The organism is Aureimonas phyllosphaerae (genome assembly GCF_047943035.1).
Classification (GTDB): domain Bacteria; phylum Pseudomonadota; class Alphaproteobacteria; order Rhizobiales; family Rhizobiaceae; genus Aureimonas; species Aureimonas phyllosphaerae.
In genome coordinates, this window is the sequence record NZ_CP181348.1 from 409,326 (window position 1) to 425,548 (window position 16,223).

The 16,223-nt window shown below is 70.8% G+C and carries 12 protein-coding genes; 3 read left to right on the forward strand and 9 right to left on the reverse strand.

Annotated features, from left to right (window positions below; genetic code table 11):
- Positions 1–2: 2 nt before the first annotated feature.
- Positions 3–1,340, reverse strand: coding sequence for a TldD/PmbA family protein (locus ACLNGM_RS01855; RefSeq protein WP_416356955.1), 1,338 nt, complete (start codon positions 1,338–1,340; stop codon positions 3–5).
- Between the two features lie 117 nt (positions 1,341–1,457).
- Between ACLNGM_RS01855 and ACLNGM_RS01860 the strand changes: the two genes are divergently transcribed.
- On the forward strand, positions 1,458–3,296 hold the full coding sequence (locus tag ACLNGM_RS01860) for a monovalent cation:proton antiporter-2 (CPA2) family protein (protein WP_416356956.1): 1,839 nt from the start codon (positions 1,458–1,460) through the stop codon (positions 3,294–3,296).
- A 41-nt stretch (positions 3,297–3,337) separates the two neighbouring features.
- Here ACLNGM_RS01860 and ACLNGM_RS01865 read toward each other — a convergent pair whose 3' ends face one another.
- A complete protein-coding gene (locus tag ACLNGM_RS01865) occupies positions 3,338–3,562 on the reverse strand; it encodes a DUF2945 domain-containing protein (protein ID WP_090962506.1) in 225 nt (74 codons plus the stop codon).
- Between the two features lie 170 nt (positions 3,563–3,732).
- Between ACLNGM_RS01865 and ACLNGM_RS01870 the strand changes: the two genes are divergently transcribed.
- A complete protein-coding gene (locus ACLNGM_RS01870; RefSeq protein WP_416356957.1) occupies positions 3,733–4,776 on the forward strand; it encodes a DNA topoisomerase IB in 1,044 nt (347 codons plus the stop codon).
- Here the strand turns inward: ACLNGM_RS01870 and ACLNGM_RS01875 are convergent.
- The 5 genes from ACLNGM_RS01875 to ACLNGM_RS01895 all read right to left on the reverse strand — a co-directional run bounded on the left by ACLNGM_RS01875 (position 4,742) and on the right by ACLNGM_RS01895 (position 11,662).
- Entirely contained in the window at positions 4,742–5,659 is a 918-nt protein-coding gene (locus ACLNGM_RS01875) for a patatin-like phospholipase family protein (protein ID WP_416356958.1), read from the reverse strand. The genes ACLNGM_RS01870 and ACLNGM_RS01875 overlap by 35 nt on opposite strands.
- Before the next feature lie 8 nt (positions 5,660–5,667).
- Entirely contained in the window at positions 5,668–6,999 is a 1,332-nt protein-coding gene (locus ACLNGM_RS01880) for a M16 family metallopeptidase (RefSeq protein ID WP_090962500.1), read from the reverse strand.
- A 26-nt stretch (positions 7,000–7,025) separates the two neighbouring features.
- Positions 7,026–8,552: a M16 family metallopeptidase gene (locus ACLNGM_RS01885; protein ID WP_416356959.1), complete on the reverse strand. Its 1,527-nt coding sequence runs from the start codon at positions 8,550–8,552 to the stop codon at positions 7,026–7,028.
- A 143-nt stretch (positions 8,553–8,695) separates the two neighbouring features.
- Positions 8,696–9,253 carry an RsmD family RNA methyltransferase gene (locus ACLNGM_RS01890; protein WP_416356960.1) on the reverse strand — a complete coding sequence of 186 codons (558 nt, stop codon included), beginning with the start codon at positions 9,251–9,253 and terminating at the stop codon, positions 8,696–8,698.
- Positions 9,254–9,265: 12 nt separating this feature from the next.
- The gene (locus ACLNGM_RS01895) at positions 9,266–11,662 is read right to left on the reverse strand and encodes a pseudouridine synthase (RefSeq protein ID WP_416356961.1); all 2,397 of its coding nucleotides are present in this window, start codon (positions 11,660–11,662) and stop codon (positions 9,266–9,268) included.
- 68 nt (positions 11,663–11,730) lie between these two features.
- Here ACLNGM_RS01895 and ACLNGM_RS01900 point away from each other — a divergent pair, with 68 nt between their 5' ends.
- Positions 11,731–12,180, forward strand: coding sequence for a nucleoside deaminase (locus ACLNGM_RS01900; RefSeq protein WP_244545948.1), 450 nt, complete (start codon positions 11,731–11,733; stop codon positions 12,178–12,180).
- A 7-nt stretch (positions 12,181–12,187) separates the two neighbouring features.
- Here ACLNGM_RS01900 and ACLNGM_RS01905 read toward each other — a convergent pair whose 3' ends face one another.
- Both ACLNGM_RS01905 and ileS read right to left on the reverse strand, forming a co-directional pair.
- The gene (locus ACLNGM_RS01905; RefSeq protein ID WP_090962491.1) at positions 12,188–12,859 is read right to left on the reverse strand and encodes a hypothetical protein; all 672 of its coding nucleotides are present in this window, start codon (positions 12,857–12,859) and stop codon (positions 12,188–12,190) included.
- A 180-nt stretch (positions 12,860–13,039) separates the two neighbouring features.
- Positions 13,040–16,078: an isoleucine--tRNA ligase gene (gene ileS, locus ACLNGM_RS01910; protein WP_416356962.1), complete on the reverse strand. Its 3,039-nt coding sequence runs from the start codon at positions 16,076–16,078 to the stop codon at positions 13,040–13,042.
- Positions 16,079–16,223: the final 145 nt, after the last annotated feature.

The window sequence follows — 16,223 nt, forward strand, 5'->3', positions numbered from 1 at the left end:
CCTCAGCGCCCCGCGACCGTCATCTCGCCGATGCGCAGCGTCGGCACCACGACCGAGAAGCGCTCGTCGCGATCGTCGGCCGGCTCGATGGCGGCAAGCATGTCGAGGAGGTTGCCGGCGACGGTGAACTCCGACACGGGACCGGCCATACGGCCGTTCTCGATCAGGAAGCCGGACGCGCCGCGCGAATAGTCGCCGGTCACGAGATTGGCGCCGGAGCCGATCATCTCGGTGACGTAGATGCCCGAATGCGTGTCGGCGACGAGCGCCTCCGGCGACCGGGCGCCCGGCGTCAGCGTGACGTTGGTCGAGGAGGGCGAGACGCCGGACGACGAGCGCGAGGCGCGGCCGTTGGTCTGAAGCTTCAATTCGCGCCCCGTGGCGCTGTCGAGGATCCAGTGGCGCAGCACGCCGTCCTCGACGAGGGCGAGGCGTTCGCCCGCGACACCCTCGCCGTCGAACGGACGCGATCCGGCGCGGCGCTGAAGGCGCGGCTCGTCCACGAGGTCGAGGCCGGGCGGCAGCACGCGCTCGCCCATGCGGTTCTTCAGGAAGCTCGTGCCGCGCGCGATCGCCGCGCCGTTGATCGCGCCGAGAAGGCTACCGATCAGCCCGCGCGAGACGCGCGGATCGAGCACGATCGGGTAGCGGCCCGTCGCCACCTTCTGCGGGTTCACCCGGCGCACCGCCCGCTCGCCGGCCCGCCGGCCGATGGCCGCCGCGTCCTCGAGATCGGCGGCGTGGATGCGCGAATCGAAGTCGTAGTCCCGCTCCATGCCGGTACCCTCGCCCGCCACCGCGCTGACCGAGCGCGAGAAGCCGGAGCGCTGGCGCGAGCCGGAAAAGCCGGTCGAGGTGACGAGCACGAGCCCGGTGACGCCACAGCTCGCCGAGGCGCTGCCCGATTTCGTGACGCCCGGCACGCCGAGCGCGGCCGCCTCCATCTCGCGCGCCGTCTCGATCAGCGCCTCGCTCGAAATCTCGGTCGGGTCGAAGAGGTCGAGGTCGGGCCGGTCGGGGGCAAGCAGCGCCGGGTCGGCAAGGCCGGCATAGGGATCTTCGGGCGAGACGCGCGCCATGGCGACGGCGCGCTCAGCCAGGCGATCCATGTCGGCGCGAAGGTCGGCCGAGACGGTCGCGACCCGCCCGCCGACGAAGACGCGCAGCGACAGGTCGTCGCTCTCCGAGGATTCCAGCTCCTCCAGCTTGCCCATGCGCACCTGCGCGCCCTGCGAGCGCGAGCGCACCACGGCGGCATCCGCCGCATCCGCACCGGCCCGCCTCGCGGCCCCGATCAGGCGTACCCCGAGGTCTTCGAGCCGTCCGATGTCGTCATTCATGGGGAAACCGCCGAACCTTTTGCATCCGCACCATCTATTATGCCATTGGCTGCCTTCAAGCCGTCGTCAAGCCGCCGCGCCCGGCGCGCCCGCGCCGGTCATCCTCCGGAGCCGGCCATGGCAGAGACCGCACCGCTGTTTCTCGAGATCCTCCTGATCCTCGGCGGCGGCATCGTGGCCGGCACGCTGTTCAAGCGGATCGGGCTCGGCACCATCCTCGGCTATCTCTTCGCCGGCATCGTCATGGGGCCGATCCTTCGCCTCGTGCAGCACGGGCAGGACGAGATTCTGCATATCGGCGAGCTCGGCGTCGTGTTCCTCCTCTTCATCATCGGGCTGGAGCTGAAGCTCTCGCGCCTCTGGGCGCTGCGGCGGCAGATCTTCGGCCTCGGCCTCGCGCAGGTCGTGGTGACGGGCGGCATCCTGACGGCGGGCCTGTCCTTCATCCTGCCCGGCTGGAACGCGGCGGTCGTGATCGGCTTCGGCCTCGCCCTCTCGTCCACCGCCTTCGCGCTGCAGCTTCTGGAGGAATCGGGCGAGATTAACCTGCGTTTCGGCCAGACCTCGTTCTCGATCCTCCTGTTCCAGGATCTCGCGATCGTGCCGCTGCTCGCCATCCTGCCGGTGCTGGCGCCCGGCACCGACAGCACCGCCGCCTTCGACCCGTGGGCGATGGCGCGCTCGGTGGGCGCACTAGTGGCGCTCGTCGTGGTCGGCCGCTACCTGATCAACCCCCTGTTCCGGGTGCTGGCGAATTCCGGCGCGCGCGAGGTGATGATCGCGGCCGCACTCTTCGTGGTGCTGGCTTCGGCGCTCCTGATGGGCCTTGCGGGCTTTTCGATGGCGATGGGCGCCTTCATCGCAGGCGTCCTTCTGGCCGAGTCCTCCTATCGCCACGAACTCGAAGCCAATATCGACCCATTCCGCGGCCTGCTGCTCGGCCTGTTCTTCATCGCCGTCGGCCTGACGCTCGATCTCACTGTCATCGCCGACTACGCCTGGATCGTGCTTCTGGGTGCTCCTGCGCTGATGGCGGCCAAGGCCGCGATCCTCTACCCGCTCTGCCGCCTGTTCGGCGAAAGCCACGCCGTGGCGCTGCGCACGTCGCTGGTGCTGCCGCAGGGCGGCGAGTTCGCCTTCGTCCTGTTCTCGGCGGCAACCGCCTCGGCGATCCTCGACGGGGCGACCGGATCGATCCTCGTCTCCATCGTGACGCTCTCCATGGCGCTGACGCCGCTCGCCGACCGGCTGGCGCGCCGCCTCGTGCCGGACGAGGAGCGGGCCGACGAGATGGTGGAGGACTTCTCCGGCGCCGAGCAGTCCGACGTCCTGATGATCGGCTTCTCGCGCTTCGGCCAGATGGCCGCGCAGGTCATGCTGTCGAGCGGGCTGGAGATGACGATCATCGACTCCTCGGCCGAGCGCATCCGTGCCGCCGGCCGCTTCGGCTTCCGGATCTATTTCGGCTCGGGGCTCCGGCGCTCGGTGCTGGAGGCGGCGGGCATCCGGCAGGTCAAGATCGTCGCCGTCTGCACCAACAAGCCGGAAACGACAAACGCCATCGTCGACCTCATCCATTCGGAGTTCCCGAACGTCGCGATCTTCGCGCGCTCCTACGACCGCAACCACTCGCTCTCGCTGCGCGAGCGCGGGGTGACGTTCGAACTCCGCGAAACATTGGAATCGGCGCTGCGCTTCGGCGGCAAGACGCTTGAAGCGCTGGGGCTGGGTCGCGAGGAGGCCGGCCGCATCGTCGAGGACGTGCGCCGGCGCGACGCCGAGCGCCTCGCCCTCCAGCAGGCCCGTACCGCCGGAACCGGCTCGACGGTGCTCGGCCGCGGCCGCGTGTCGCCCGAGCCCCTCACCAAGCCGAAGGGTGACGGCGCGCGGGTGCGCCAGCCGCGGGGCGCGGCGCCCGCCCATCTCGCCAACTCGAGCGAGAGCCGGCCGACCTGAAGGCCGGCCGGCTCGGTCTTCGCCAAGCCGTCAGGCGCGGCTCAGTGCGCCTTCTTCTTGTGAACCTCGCTCTCGCTCTTCAGCGCCTTCGAGCCGGTCTTGGCCTTCACCAGGACGGCGGGCTCGTCCTTCGACGCGTTGCGCGTGATCTCCTTGCCCTTGATCGTCTTCGTCACCTTCTTGGTGAAGCGCGCCTCGACCTTCCCCTCGGCCTTGCCCTTGCCGTAGGACCACTCGACCGTGTCACCCTTGGAAACCGTGCTCATCTGAAGCTCTCGCTGATCCGTTTCGATGGGTGGGCAAGTCGCAAGCCTGCCGTCGCGTTCCCTCCCGCGAGCGGTCGTCCACCGACATTCGGTCGCACCCAACGAGACAGGAACCGCGCTTCGTCACGCCGCGTTCCGGACGGCTGATCCGCCACGTGAACCCCGCCCCCATGAACAAGCGCCTCGACTTCCATGCCGAACGGTTCGGCCTCACCATTGTCGATCCGGCCGACTTCGGCGTCGAGATCCATCCGCACGGGCGCGGGCAGCGCATCTGCTTCACCAATGGCGAGACGATCACCGACAAGACGCTCAAGGCGCGGATCAAGAAGCTGGTGCTGCCGCCGGCCTGGCGAGACGTGAAGATCTGCGTCGAGGAGAACGGCCATATCCAGGCAACCGGGCGCGACGAGAAGGGGCGCCTGCAGTACCGCTACCACGACGACTGGGTGAACGTGCGCAACGCGGTCAAGACCGAGCGGCTCCTGCGCTTCGGCCGGGCGCTACCAAAGCTGCGCAAGCGCATCGCCCGCGACCTGAAACGCCAGGGCACCGACCGGCGCGGCACGGCGGCGGTGGCCGCGCGCCTCATCGATGTCGCCGCCATGCGCCCCGGCCACGAGAAATACGCCAAGGACGGCGGGCGCGGCGTCGCCTCGCTGCGCCGCGAGAACCTGAAGATCGCCAAGAAGCGCGCGGTGCTGCGCTTCGTCGGCAAGTCCAACAAGGCGCATGTCATCGAGATCGCCGAACCGGCGCTGGTGCGCTCGCTCGACCGGATGCGCCGCGAGCGCGGCGCCAAGCGCCTGTTCCGCTTCCGCGAGAAGGGCGCGACGGCGGCCAAGGACCTGACGGCCACGCTCCTCAACGAATACCTGCGGGATTCGTCCGGCAAGAAGGTCTCGGCCAAGGACTTCCGCACCTTCCACGGCTCGGCCGAGGCGCTGCGCTTCCTTCTGGAGGAGGTGCCGCCGGAGAAGGCGGACACGGCGCCCAAGCGCAAGCGCGCGGTGGCGAAAGCGATGAAGTCGGTGTCGGAACTCCTGCGCAACACGCCGACCGTGGCGCGCGCCTCCTACGTTCACCCCGAGATCGTCGCGGCCTTCGAGGAGGAGCGCCTGCCGGCGGACCTGATGAAGGGGCGGGTGCGCGAGGGGCTGACGCGGGTCGAGACCGGCCTCATGCGCTTTCTGGAAGAGACGGCGACGCAGTAGCGCCGCGGCCGTCGAGAAGGTCGCCGAGCCGGCGCTTCACCTCCTCGCGCACGCCGCGCGTCTCGAGAAGGATCGTGCGCGCGCGCAGGAAATCGAGCACGCGGTACGGCGAGACCGGCGGCTGCACGAGGATGTCGGGCGCGGTGCAGGCGAGCTTCGCCCGGATCACCGCCGACATCATCAGCTGCGAGGCCCCGAACATCGCCTCGACCGGCGTCGGCAGCGGCAGCACCCCGCGCTCCGGCCCGCCGGTGACGTCGCAGGCGACGACATGGGTCGCCGATCCGCCGAAGACGTCGAACGGCAGAGGATTGGTGATGCCGCCGTCGACCAGCACGAGACCGTCGCGCCGCACCGGCCGGAACAGCGCCGGGAGCGCCGCCGAGGCGGCGAGCGCGCTGACGAGGTCGCCCGCCTCGATGGCGCATTCGAGCCCGCCGTAGAAATCCGTCGCCATTACGGTCAGCGGGATGGCGAGCCTGTCGAAGCCGATGGGCAGCCCGAGCGGCAGGAAGGCGCCGACGACCCGCTCGGCATTGAGCTGGCCGAGACGAAAGCCCCCCTCGGCCCGGAATTCGGCGAGCGTCGGCGGCCGGGTGCGCCAGAGCGTGCCGAAGACGTGCCGGCGCGTGGCGAGCACCGCGAGGACGTGGTCCTCGATCGCGGCGGCCGAGAAGCCGCTCGCGGCCGCCGCCCCGACGATCGCGCCGATCGAGGCGCCGGCGATGCGGCTCGGCCGCAGGCCAAGGTCCTCGAAGGCGGCGAGCACATGGAGATGGGCGAGCCCTCGCGCCCCGCCCCCGCCGAGCGCCAGCCCGATCCGGGTCTCGGACGCGGATCGGCCGTCCACGAGGGACGGCCGCCGGGTGTCGGGAGGGGTCACGCCGCCGCTCAGGCGTCGGCCGGGCCGACCGTGATGATCGTCGGATCGACCGACAGGAGCCGCTTGGCCTCGGCCTTCACCTGGTCCAGCGTCACCGCGTCGATCAGGCCCTGGCGCCGCTCGATATAGTCGGTGCCGAGATCGTCGAGCTGGATGCCGACCAGCGTCGAGGCGATCGAGAGCGACGACGAGAGGTTCTGGACGGCGTAGGAGCCCTTCACGAAAGCCTTGGCGCGGTCGAGCTCTTCCTGGCTCGGGCCCTCGTCGGCGAGGCGCTTCAGCTCGGCCCGGATGATCGCGATGCTCTCCTGCGCCTTGTCGGCACGGGTGGCGGTGGAGCCCGCCAGCATCGCGGCATGGTCGTAGTTGGTGAGATACGAGCCCGCGCCGTAGGCGAGACCGCGCTTCTCACGGATCTCCTTGTAGAGGCGCGAATCGAAGGTGCCGCCGCCGAGGATGTGGTTGGCAAGATAGGCCGCAAAGAACTCCGGCGCATCGCGCTTCACACCCGGCAGCGCGAACTGGATCTGCGTCTGCGGCAGGTTGAGCGCGACGTTGTCCTGCTTGCCGGTCACCGGCTGGATGTCGGCGACCGGGACGAGGTCTGCCTTCTCGCGCAGCGGCAGGAAGATTTCGTCGAGGCGCCTCTTCAGCGTCGCCTCGTCGATCGCCCCGACGACGCCGACGACGAGGTTGTCGCGGCCGAACGTCTTCTGGCGGAAGGCCCGCAGGTCGTCGGCGGTCACGGTCTTCAGCGTGTCCACCGTGCCTTCCGAGGGGCGCGCATAGGGATGGCCGGGGAAGACGGTCGAGCGGAAGGCCTTGGCCGCCAGCGTGCCGGGATCCTGCTCGTTGGCCACGATGCCGGCGAGAAGCTGGCCGCGGATGCGCTCGACGGGCTCCTGATCGAAGCGCGGCTCGTTGACCGCAAGGCGCAGGAGGTCGAAGGCCGCGTCCTCGTTCTCGACGATGGTGCGGAAGTTGCCGGAGAAGTTGTCGTAGCTCGAATCGAACGAAAGCGAGACGCCGAGTTCATCGAGCTTGGCCTGGAACGCCGCGCTGTCGATGTCGCCCGCGCCCTCGTCGAGGAGACCGGACAGGAGGTTCGCCGTGCCCTCCTTGCCGGGCGCGTCCTGCGTCGAGCCCGCGCCCTTGAAGGCGAAGCGCATGGCGATCAACGGGTTGGTATAGTCCTCAACGAGGAGGGCGTGGATGCCGCCGGGGCTCGTCACCTCCTTGATCTCGACGGCCTGGGCCAGCGAGACGAGGCTGCAGGACAGGCCGGCGACCAGGCCGAACACGGCGGTGGCGCGGCGGAAAGGCTTGAAAAGCGCGTTCATGGCTGGGGATCCGTCGTCGCGAAGGGTCAGGAGCGGGTGTCGCCGGGGACCGGCGCGCCGTCGGTGGGGGCCACCGCGCCGGCCGCCTCGGGCGATCCGGCAGGGGCCTTCGCCTCGGCGCTGGTCTCGGCATCCGCCGGCAGAAGGTAGCCGGTGACCGAGCGCTTCGGCTGGAGATAGGCCTTGGCGGCCGCGTTCACCTGATCGACCGTCACCGCCTCGATGCGGTCCGGCCAGCTCTCGACCTTCTCGATCGTGCCGCCGGTGGAGAGCGCTGCGCCATAGCGCCGCGCCATCGAGGTCTGGTTGTCGCGCTGGTAGATCAGCGCCTTGCGCACGCGGTTCTTGGCAGCCTCGAGCTCGGCCGCCGTCACGCCGTCGCGGGCGATCTTCTCGACTTCCGCATTCACCGCCTTCTCGACCTGATCGAGCGTGGCGTCCCCTCGCGGCGTGCCGTAGGTCATGAACTGGCCGTCGTCGAGCGCGGTGCCCTGGTAGTAGGAACCCGTGCCGGCCGCGATTCCCTGGTCGACCACCAGCGCGCGGTAGAGGCGGCTCGTCGTGCCGCCGCCGAGAATGTCGGCGAGGAGATCGAGCGCCTCGGACTCGCCGGGCTTGGCGTTGTTGTCGGATGGCACGAGGTAGGTCGTCTGAACGCTCGGCTGGGTGACGCGCGCGTCGCGCAAGGTGACGCTGCGCGCGGCCAGCGGCTCGGGCTCCTGCGGGCGCTGGCGCAGGCCGGGATCGGCGCGGCGCGGCACCTTGCCGAAGGTCTCCTCGGCATAGGCCTTCACCTGATCGAGCGTCACGTCGCCGGCGATCAGGAGGGTCGCGTTGTTCGGCGTATAGAAGCGGTCGTAGAAGGCGATGGCGTCCTGCCTCGACAGCTTCTCCATCTCGTTGCGCCAGCCGATCACCGGCGTGCCGTAGGGGTGGTTCTGGAAGAGCGCGGCGTCGACGGCCTCCGAAAGCTGGGCGCCCGGCTCGTTGTCGATCCGCATGCGGCGCTCTTCGAGGATCACGTCGCGCTCGGGCAGCACCACCTCGTCGGTGAGGACGAGGTTCTCCATCCGGTCGGCTTCGAAGCCCATCATCTCCTTCAGGGCCTCGACCGGCACCTGCTGGTAGTAGGCGGTGTAGTCGTAGGAGGTGAAGGCGTTCTCCTCGCCGCCGATCGCGGCAACCGCAGCCGAGAACTCGCCCTGCTTGTGGGTCTTCGTGCCCTTGAACATCAGGTGCTCGAGGAAGTGGGCGATGCCCGACACGCCTTTCGGCTCGTCGGCGGAGCCGACCTTGTACCAGATCATCTGGGTGGCGATCGGCGCGCGGTGGTCGGGCAGCACCACGACCTGCAGCCCGTTGTCGAGCGTGAAGCTCTCGATCGCCGGGCGCATCGCCTCGGCCTTGGCGGCGGCCGCCTCGCCGGCGGGGCTCGCCGCTGTCGCGGGCGCGGGGGCGGGCGCCGGCTGCGTGCCTTGCGCGAAGACCGGGGTCGACAGCGCGATCGCCAGTGCGATCGCGGATACGCCGGCACGTCGGATCGGGAAGCTCATCGAGGCGGGTGTCCTTGGGCTCGGGAAATCCGGGGGGCTCGGGAATTCCGGGGGCTCGGAATGCCCGGTTCCTCCGGGGATATGGAGGAGCGCGAGAAAAGGCACCAATTACGATTTTGTAAGGGCGTGCCTTGGTCCCGGCGTCAGCCCGCGGGCCGCAGGAAGCGAAGGCGCGTCTCGCCCATCGCCCGCTCGTCGAGGAGATCGAGGCCGGGCACCGGCTCGAACGGCGCGTCGAGCGCCTCCTCAAGGACGACGACCGCTTGGGAGGCCAGCCAGCCGCCGGCGAGGGCGCCCGCCAGCGCCGCTTCGCCGAGACGCCGGCCATAGGGCGGGTCCGCAAGCACGAGGTCGAACGGATCGATCGTGCCGGCGTCGCCCAGCCGCGTGGCATCGCGCCGCAGGATCTTGGTGCGGCCGCCAAGGCCGAAGGCCTCGATATTGGTGCGGATCAGCCCGCGCCCATCGGCGCTTTCCTCGACGAAGACGCCGTAGCGGCAGCCGCGCGACATCGCCTCCAGCCCGAGCGCCCCGGTGCCGGCGAAAAGGTCGAGGACGCGCCCGTCCTCGAAGCGCACCCCGAGCCCATGGGCGAGAATGTCGAACAGCGCCCCGCGATGACGCTCCGAGGTCGGCCGGATCGCGTCGGTCGAGGGGGTAGCGAGCGGACGCCCTTTCAGGGCGCCCGCCACGATGCGCATGCCCACCGGCCGTCAGCCCTTGCGCGGGCCGGACCGGGGTCCGGAGCGCGGACCATCGCCCTTCGGCCGGAACGGCTTGTCGCCGCCCGTGCGCGGACGATCGCCGCCGCGCCCTTCGCCGGAGCGCTCACCGCCGAAGCGTCCCTCGCCCGAGCGTCCTTCGCCCCGGGGCGGACGGCTGCCGCGGCCCTCGTCCTCGGCCGCGCGCCGCGCGGCACGCTCCTCGCGGGCAGCTTTCGTCTTCTCGCCGACCGCACGGGCGCCCGGCGCCATCCAGACATTGGCGGTGCGCTTGGGCGCCGAGGGCGGACGGCGCGCCGGCCGATCGCCCGCGTCCGCGCCGTCGCGGTCCCGCCCGTCGGCGGGCTTGTCGCCGAAGGCGCGCGGCTTGCGCTCGCCAAACGGCTTGGTCTCGCGCTTCTCGAACGGCCGCTTCTCGCCGTCGTCGCGGCGCGCGCGCGGCGCCTGCGTGTCGAGGCGGCCAAGGGCCTCCTCGCGCTTGGCGTTGCCGAACTTCTTCCGGTTCGGGCGCGGGCTGTCGGGCGAGTTGCTCACCCATTCGCTCTTCGCCCCGGCCGCGCGCTTCTGCGTCTCCTCGCCCTCCTCTGGCCGGCGGCGCTCGGCGGCCACCGGCTTGTTGGAGAACGGGTTGACGATCGGCGCGTCGAAGTCGGCGCCCGCTTCCTCGATCAGGGTCGGCCCGAGCTGATCCTTCAGCATGCGCCCCTTGATCTCCTGCACCGCGCCCTCTTCGAGCTCGCCGAGCTGGAACGGTCCGAAGGACAGGCGGATCAGGCGGTTCACGTCGAGGCCGAGATGGCCCAGCACGCGCTTCACCTCACGGTTCTTGCCCTCGCGCAGGCCGATCGTCATCCAGACGTTCGATCCTTGCGTGCGGTCGAGCGTCGCCTCGATCGCGCCGTAGAAGACGCCGTCGACCGCGATGCCCTGGCGCAGCTCGTCGAGCTTCTCCTGCGTGATCTCGCCATGCGCGCGCACCCGGTAGCGCCGCAGCCAGCCGGTGGAGGGAAGCTCCAGGATGCGGGCGAGACCGCCGTCGTTGGTGAGAAGGAGGAGCCCCTCGGTGTTGATGTCGAGCCGACCGACGGTCAGGACGCGCGGCATGTCCTCCGGCAGGCGGTCGAACACGGTCGGGCGCCCTTCCGGGTCGCGATTGGTGGTGACGCTGCCGGCCGGCTTGTGGAAGAGCCAGAGGCGCGTGCGCTCGATCGGCGGCAGGGGCTTGCCGTCGATCTCGATGCGATCCGAATTCGTGACGTCCTGCGCCGGGCTGTCGAGACGCTTGCCGTTCAAGGTCACGCGCCCGTCGGCGATCATCCCTTCCGCGTCGCGGCGCGAGGCGATGCCGGCACGTGCCAGCCGCTTGGCGATGCGCATCGTGCCGGGTGCGCCGTCCTCGCCGTCCGTCGCCCCGCTGCGGGGCCGCTCGCCCATCGGGCGCGCACGGCGCTCGGTCTCGGCGCCGTCGTGGCTGAGGCGGCCGTAGGAGCGCGGACGCTCGCCGCCCTCGCCCTCGCGCTTGGCGCCGGCATGCGAGAACATGCCGCGCGAGCGGGGCGTGAAGGGCTTGACGCCGTCGCGGCGGGGCGCGCGCTCGCCGCCCTCGGAACGCTCCTCGCGCGGGCGGACGGCACGGGCCGGACGCTCGCCCCCGGCCTCCTCGCGCGGGCGGAACGGACGGTCGCCGCGAGGCGGCCGATCGCCGCCCTTGGTGCGGGGCTTGAAGCTGCGGGCGGGACGATCGCCGCCCTCGCTCCGGTCGCGGAACGGACGCTCGCCACTTTCGGCGCGGTCACCGCGTGGCTTGAACGACCGGGCGGGACGCTCGCCCCCGTTCTCCTCGCGCGGGCGGAACGGACGGTCGCCGCGCGGCGGCCGATCGCCGCCCTCGGTGCGCGGCTTGAAGCTGCGGGCGGGACGATCACCACCCTCGCTCCGGTCGCGGGACGGGCGCTCGCCACCCTCCGCGCGGTCACCACGCGGCTTGAAGGACCGGGCGGGGCGCTCTCCACCGGCCTCCTCGCGCGGGCGGAACGGGCGGTCACCGCGCGGCGGCCGATCGCCGCCCTCGGCGCGCTCGCCGCGCGGCTTGAAGGCGCGGGCCGGACGCTCGCCTCCGCCGCCCTCGCCCTCGCGCGGGCGGAACGGCTTGGCGCCGAACCGCTTCGGGCCGGAGCGCTCGCCGCGCGCCTCGCCTTCGGCGCCCTCGGGGCGCGGCCGGAAGGGACGGGCCGGCCGATCGCCGCCCGCGCCGCCCGGCTTGCCCTTGAATCCGCCGGGCTTGCCGCCGCGCGGACCCGAACCGCCCCCGGACCCGCCCTTGGATCCGCCTAGGCCGCGGCCCGCACCGCTGCGGCCCGAACGGCCGCCCTGGTTCTCGTCGCTCATCTTTTCGCTATGCCTTGTGTTCTCCGGCACGCATAGCAAACTCCCGCCGATCAAACGAGAGACCTTGCATGTCGCGCTTGAATTCCATGGATGAGGCGCTCGTCGAGGCCAGGTCCGCCGAGGCCCGCGGCGAGACGCCGGTCGGTGCCGTGGTGGTGCTGGACGGGCAGGTCATCGGCCGCGGGGGCAACGAGACCCGCGCCCTCTTCGACCCCACGGCCCATGCCGAGATCCTGGCGATCCGGCGGGCCTGCGAGGCGATCGGCTCGGAGCGGCTGATCGGCGCCGACCTCTACGTGACGCTGGAGCCCTGCGCCATGTGTGCGGCGGCGATCTCGTTCGCGCGCATCCGGCGGCTCTACTTCGGCGCGGGCGACGCGAAGGGCGGCGCGGTGGAACACGGTCCCCGCTTCTACGCCCAGCCGACCTGCCACCACGCGCCGGAGGTCTATTCCGGCATCGGTGAAACGGAGTCCGCCGCGCTCCTGCGCGACTTCTTCCGCGCGCGGCGCGACTAGCGCCGCGTCAGAAGGGCCAGAGGCTCTTCAGCTTCGAGCCAAGGGTCTTCGTGCCGTTGGCGTTGCGAGCCTTGGCATCCTCGTCGACGCCGGGATCGCCGGCGGGCGCCGTCGCGGCAGGCTGGCGGTAGGTCAGCGGCGGCTCCGACAGGTAGCGGCGCTGGGTCGGATCGCCCTGGCGTCCGACGCGGGCGCGCTCGTTGGCGGCGACGCGCTGGCCGGCCATCTGCTTGGACGAGATCCAGCTGCCTTCCATCTCGGCGCGCTTGCCGACGGTCGAGCTGACGGTCGCCTCCTCGCGCGTCATGCCCTCCTTGTCGGCGGTCATGAAGGCGACCGGAAGGGCGCCGTCGCTGCCATCGGGCGCTGCGGCGCGCAGCCGGGCGCGGCGCTGCTCGGGCGATTCCGGCCAGTTCGCATCCGTGCTCGCGCTTGCCGCGACGCGCGGCGGTGGCAGCACGTCGCGCTTCTGCGACTTCACGAGTTCGGGGCGGGGCGAGTAGTCGACGCGCGTCCGGTTGGAGGAGCCCAGCGTCAGCATGCCGTCGAGGTCGTTGAACAGCTGCTGGCCCTGGCTGGTGCCCGTGCCGTAGGTCGGACCCATGCAGCCGCTGAGCGCCAGCGCGGCAGCGCCGAGAGCCAGCATGCGCGAGCCGACGCGAACGGTGGTGTGTGTCATGCCGGGCGTTTCCCCTTGTGTCTCGTGACCGCTCGGGCCCCATCGAGGTCGCGCGGGGACCCCTCCCCCCGCGCCTTTGCTCAGGACAATCCGGCGATTTTACGAAGAGCTTCTAGGCGAGAGCACGGTCCGAGTCCAGAAACGGCAAAGATTCCGTTACCACCGGGCAACGGCCGCCCATCAGGCGGCCGCCGCTTTGAGTTCGCGCAGCGCCTCGGCGTCGCGCGGCGTGACGTCGGGATACTCGGGGTCCGTGCCGACGAGCGGCGAGACCTTCCAGGAGCGGGCGCATTTGCGCCCCTCCGCCCGTGCCGGCACCACCGCGATGCCCGGCGTGTCGGGCAGCGTGAAGGCGCCCTCCGGCGCAGGCTGGCCGATGAGGGCGATGTCGCTGGTGATCGCGATCTCGGCGAGGTCGATCTCGCCGAGAAGCCTGCGCAGGTCCGCGTCCGCGACATGCACCACGGGGGCCGCCTCCAGCGAGGAGCCGATGCGCTTGGCGCGGCGCTCGTCTTCGAGGGCGCCGGTGACGACGCGGCGCACGCGCCGGATCTGCCGCCAGCGCTCCGCCAGCGCCTCGTCGACCCAGACGGGATCACAGCCGCGGAACGCTTCCAGATGCACCGAGCGTGCTTCCGGATAGCGGCTCAGCCACGCCTCCTCCATCGTGAACGGCAGGAGCGGCGCCAGCCACGTTACCAAGCGGTCGAAGAGGATGCGCACGACCTGGAGCGCCGCCCGGCGGCGCACCGAGGACGGCGCGTCGCAGTAGAGCGCGTCCTTGCGGATGTCGAAGTAGAAGGCCGAAAGCTCCACCACCATGAAGTCGAGAAGCGTGCGGGCAATGCGCTTGAAGTCGAAGGCGTCGTAGCTCTTCAGGACCACGCCCTCGATCTCGGCGAGGCGGTGGAGCATCAGGCGCTCGAGCTCGGGCATCTCGGCAAGCGGCACGTCGTCGCCCCGGTCGTGCGCCAGGGTGCCGAGCATCCAGCGCACCGTGTTGCGCAGCTTGCGATAGGCGTCGACATTGGTCTGGAGGATCGTCTTGCCGAGGCGCAGGTCCTCCGAATAGTCGGACGAGACCACCCAGAGGCGCAGGATGTCGGCGCCGGACTGCGAGATCACCTCCTGCGGCGTCACGACGTTGCCGAGCGACTTCGACATCTTGCGCCCGTCCTCGTCCATCACGAAGCCGTGCGTCAGCACCGCGTCGTAGGGCGCGCGGCCGCGCGTGCCGCAGGCTTCAAGCAGCGAGGAATGGAACCAGCCGCGATGCTGGTCGGAGCCTTCGAGATAGAGGTCGGCCGGCCACTTCAGGTCGGGGCGCTTCTCCAGGCAGAAGGCGTGGGTCGAGCCGGAATCGAACCAGACGTCGAGGATGTCGCGCACCATCGACCAGCGCGACGCGTCGTGCTCGTTGCCGAGGAAGCGCTCCTTGGCGCCCTCGGCGAACCAGGCGTCGGCGCCCTCCTTCTCGAAGGCTTCGCGGATCCGCGCGTTGACCGCCTCGTCCTTCAGAACCTCGCCGTCCTCGTCGACGAAGACGCAGATCGGCACGCCCCAGGCGCGCTGGCGCGACAGGACCCAGTCCGGCCGGTCAGCGATCATGCCGCGCAGGCGGTTCTGCCCGCTGGCCGGCACGAAGCGCGTGTCGTCGATCGCCGCAAGGGCGCGCCCGCGGAGCGTGTCGCCGCCCGACGGCCTGGCCCCGTCGAGCCCGAAGCCGGCCAGGTCCTTGTCCATGTGGACGAACCATTGCGGCGTGTTGCGGAAGATCACCGGCTTCTTGGAGCGCCAGGAATGGGGATAGGAATGCTTGAGGCGTCCGCGCGCCAGCAGCCGGCCGGCCGCCACCAGCGCGTCGATCACCCGCTTGTTGGCGTCACCCTTCTTGCCCTTGTCGTCGATGACGCGGCCGGCCCCGCCCTCGGCGTCCGGTCCGAAGCCTGGCGCGTCCTTGGTGTAGAAGCCGTCGTCGTCCACCGGGAAGGGGATCGACGCGTCGATGCCGCGCGCCTCGATGTCGCGGCGCGCGCCGGTCCAAGCCTCGAAGTCCTCGCGGCCGTGGCTCGGCGCGGTGTGCACGAAGCCCGTGCCCGCGTCGTCGGTCACGTGGTCGCCGGCCAGAAGCGGCACGGCGAAGGCGTAGCCGCCGCCGAGACCCTTCAGCGGATGGTCGCAGAGGAGGGCGGCAAGATCGGCGGCGGACACGTCGCGCAGGCGACGGAAGCCGCCGTCCGGCACCCGCGCCTTCGCGAAGACGTCGGCGGCCAGCGCATCGGCGATCACCAGACGCTCGCCATGGGCGGCCCAGCGCGGGTTCTCCGCCTCGTCCGGCGCGCTCACCTCGTAGAGGCCGTAGGCGATGCGGTCGGAGTAGGCGATGGCGCGGTTGCCGGGGATGGTCCAGGGGGTCGTCGTCCAGATCACGATGCTCGCGCCGTCGAGCGGACCGACATCGGGCGAGCCCGCCTTCGGGAAGCTTGATACGCCGCCGTTGAAGGCGGGCGTGAAGCCGTTGGCAGCCGGACGGACAGCGAACTTCACCCAGATCGTGTCGGACTCGTAGTCCTGGTACTCGACCTCGGCCTCGGCGAGCGCGGTCTTCTCGACCACCGACCACATCACCGGCTTCGAGCCGCGGTAGAGCTGGCCCGACATGGCGAACTTCAGAAGCTCGCCCGCGATCACCGCCTCGGCCCCGTAGTTCATCGTGAGGTAGGGGTTCTTGAAGTCGCCCTCGACGCCGAGGCGGCGGAACTCGGCCGACTGGACGCCGACCCAGTGTTCGGCATAGGCGCGGCACTCGCGGCGGAAGGCGATCATCGCGGACGCGTCCTGCAGGTCCGGCTTCTGCCGACCCTTGGCGCGGTAGTTCTCCTCCTCGATCTTCCACTCGATCGGCAGACCGTGGCAGTCCCAGCCGGGCACGTAGTTGGAGTCATAGCCCCGCATCTGGAAGGAGCGGGTGATGACGTCCTTCAGCACCTTGTTCAGCGCATGCCCGATGTGGAGATGGCCGTTGGCGTAAGGGGGGCCGTCGTGGAGGACGTATTTCGGACGACCGGCGGATTCGCGGCGCAGCGTGCCGTAGAGGTCCATCTCGTCCCATTTGGCGATCCACCACGGCTCGGCCTGAGGCAGGCCCGCCCGCATCGGAAACTCGGTCTCCGGCAGGAACAGGGTCTTGGAATAGTCGGTCTCGGGACGCTCGGTCATGGCGGCAAACTCGTTCAGGGCTGCATCGCGGCGCGGACACGGGAAGCCTCATGGCTTCGGGGCGGCGACGCATCAGGGCATGGGATGGGGCATGGGGAAGGCCCGGAAGACTTGCGGTCCGGGCGCGGCACGTCGTCCCGGCTCC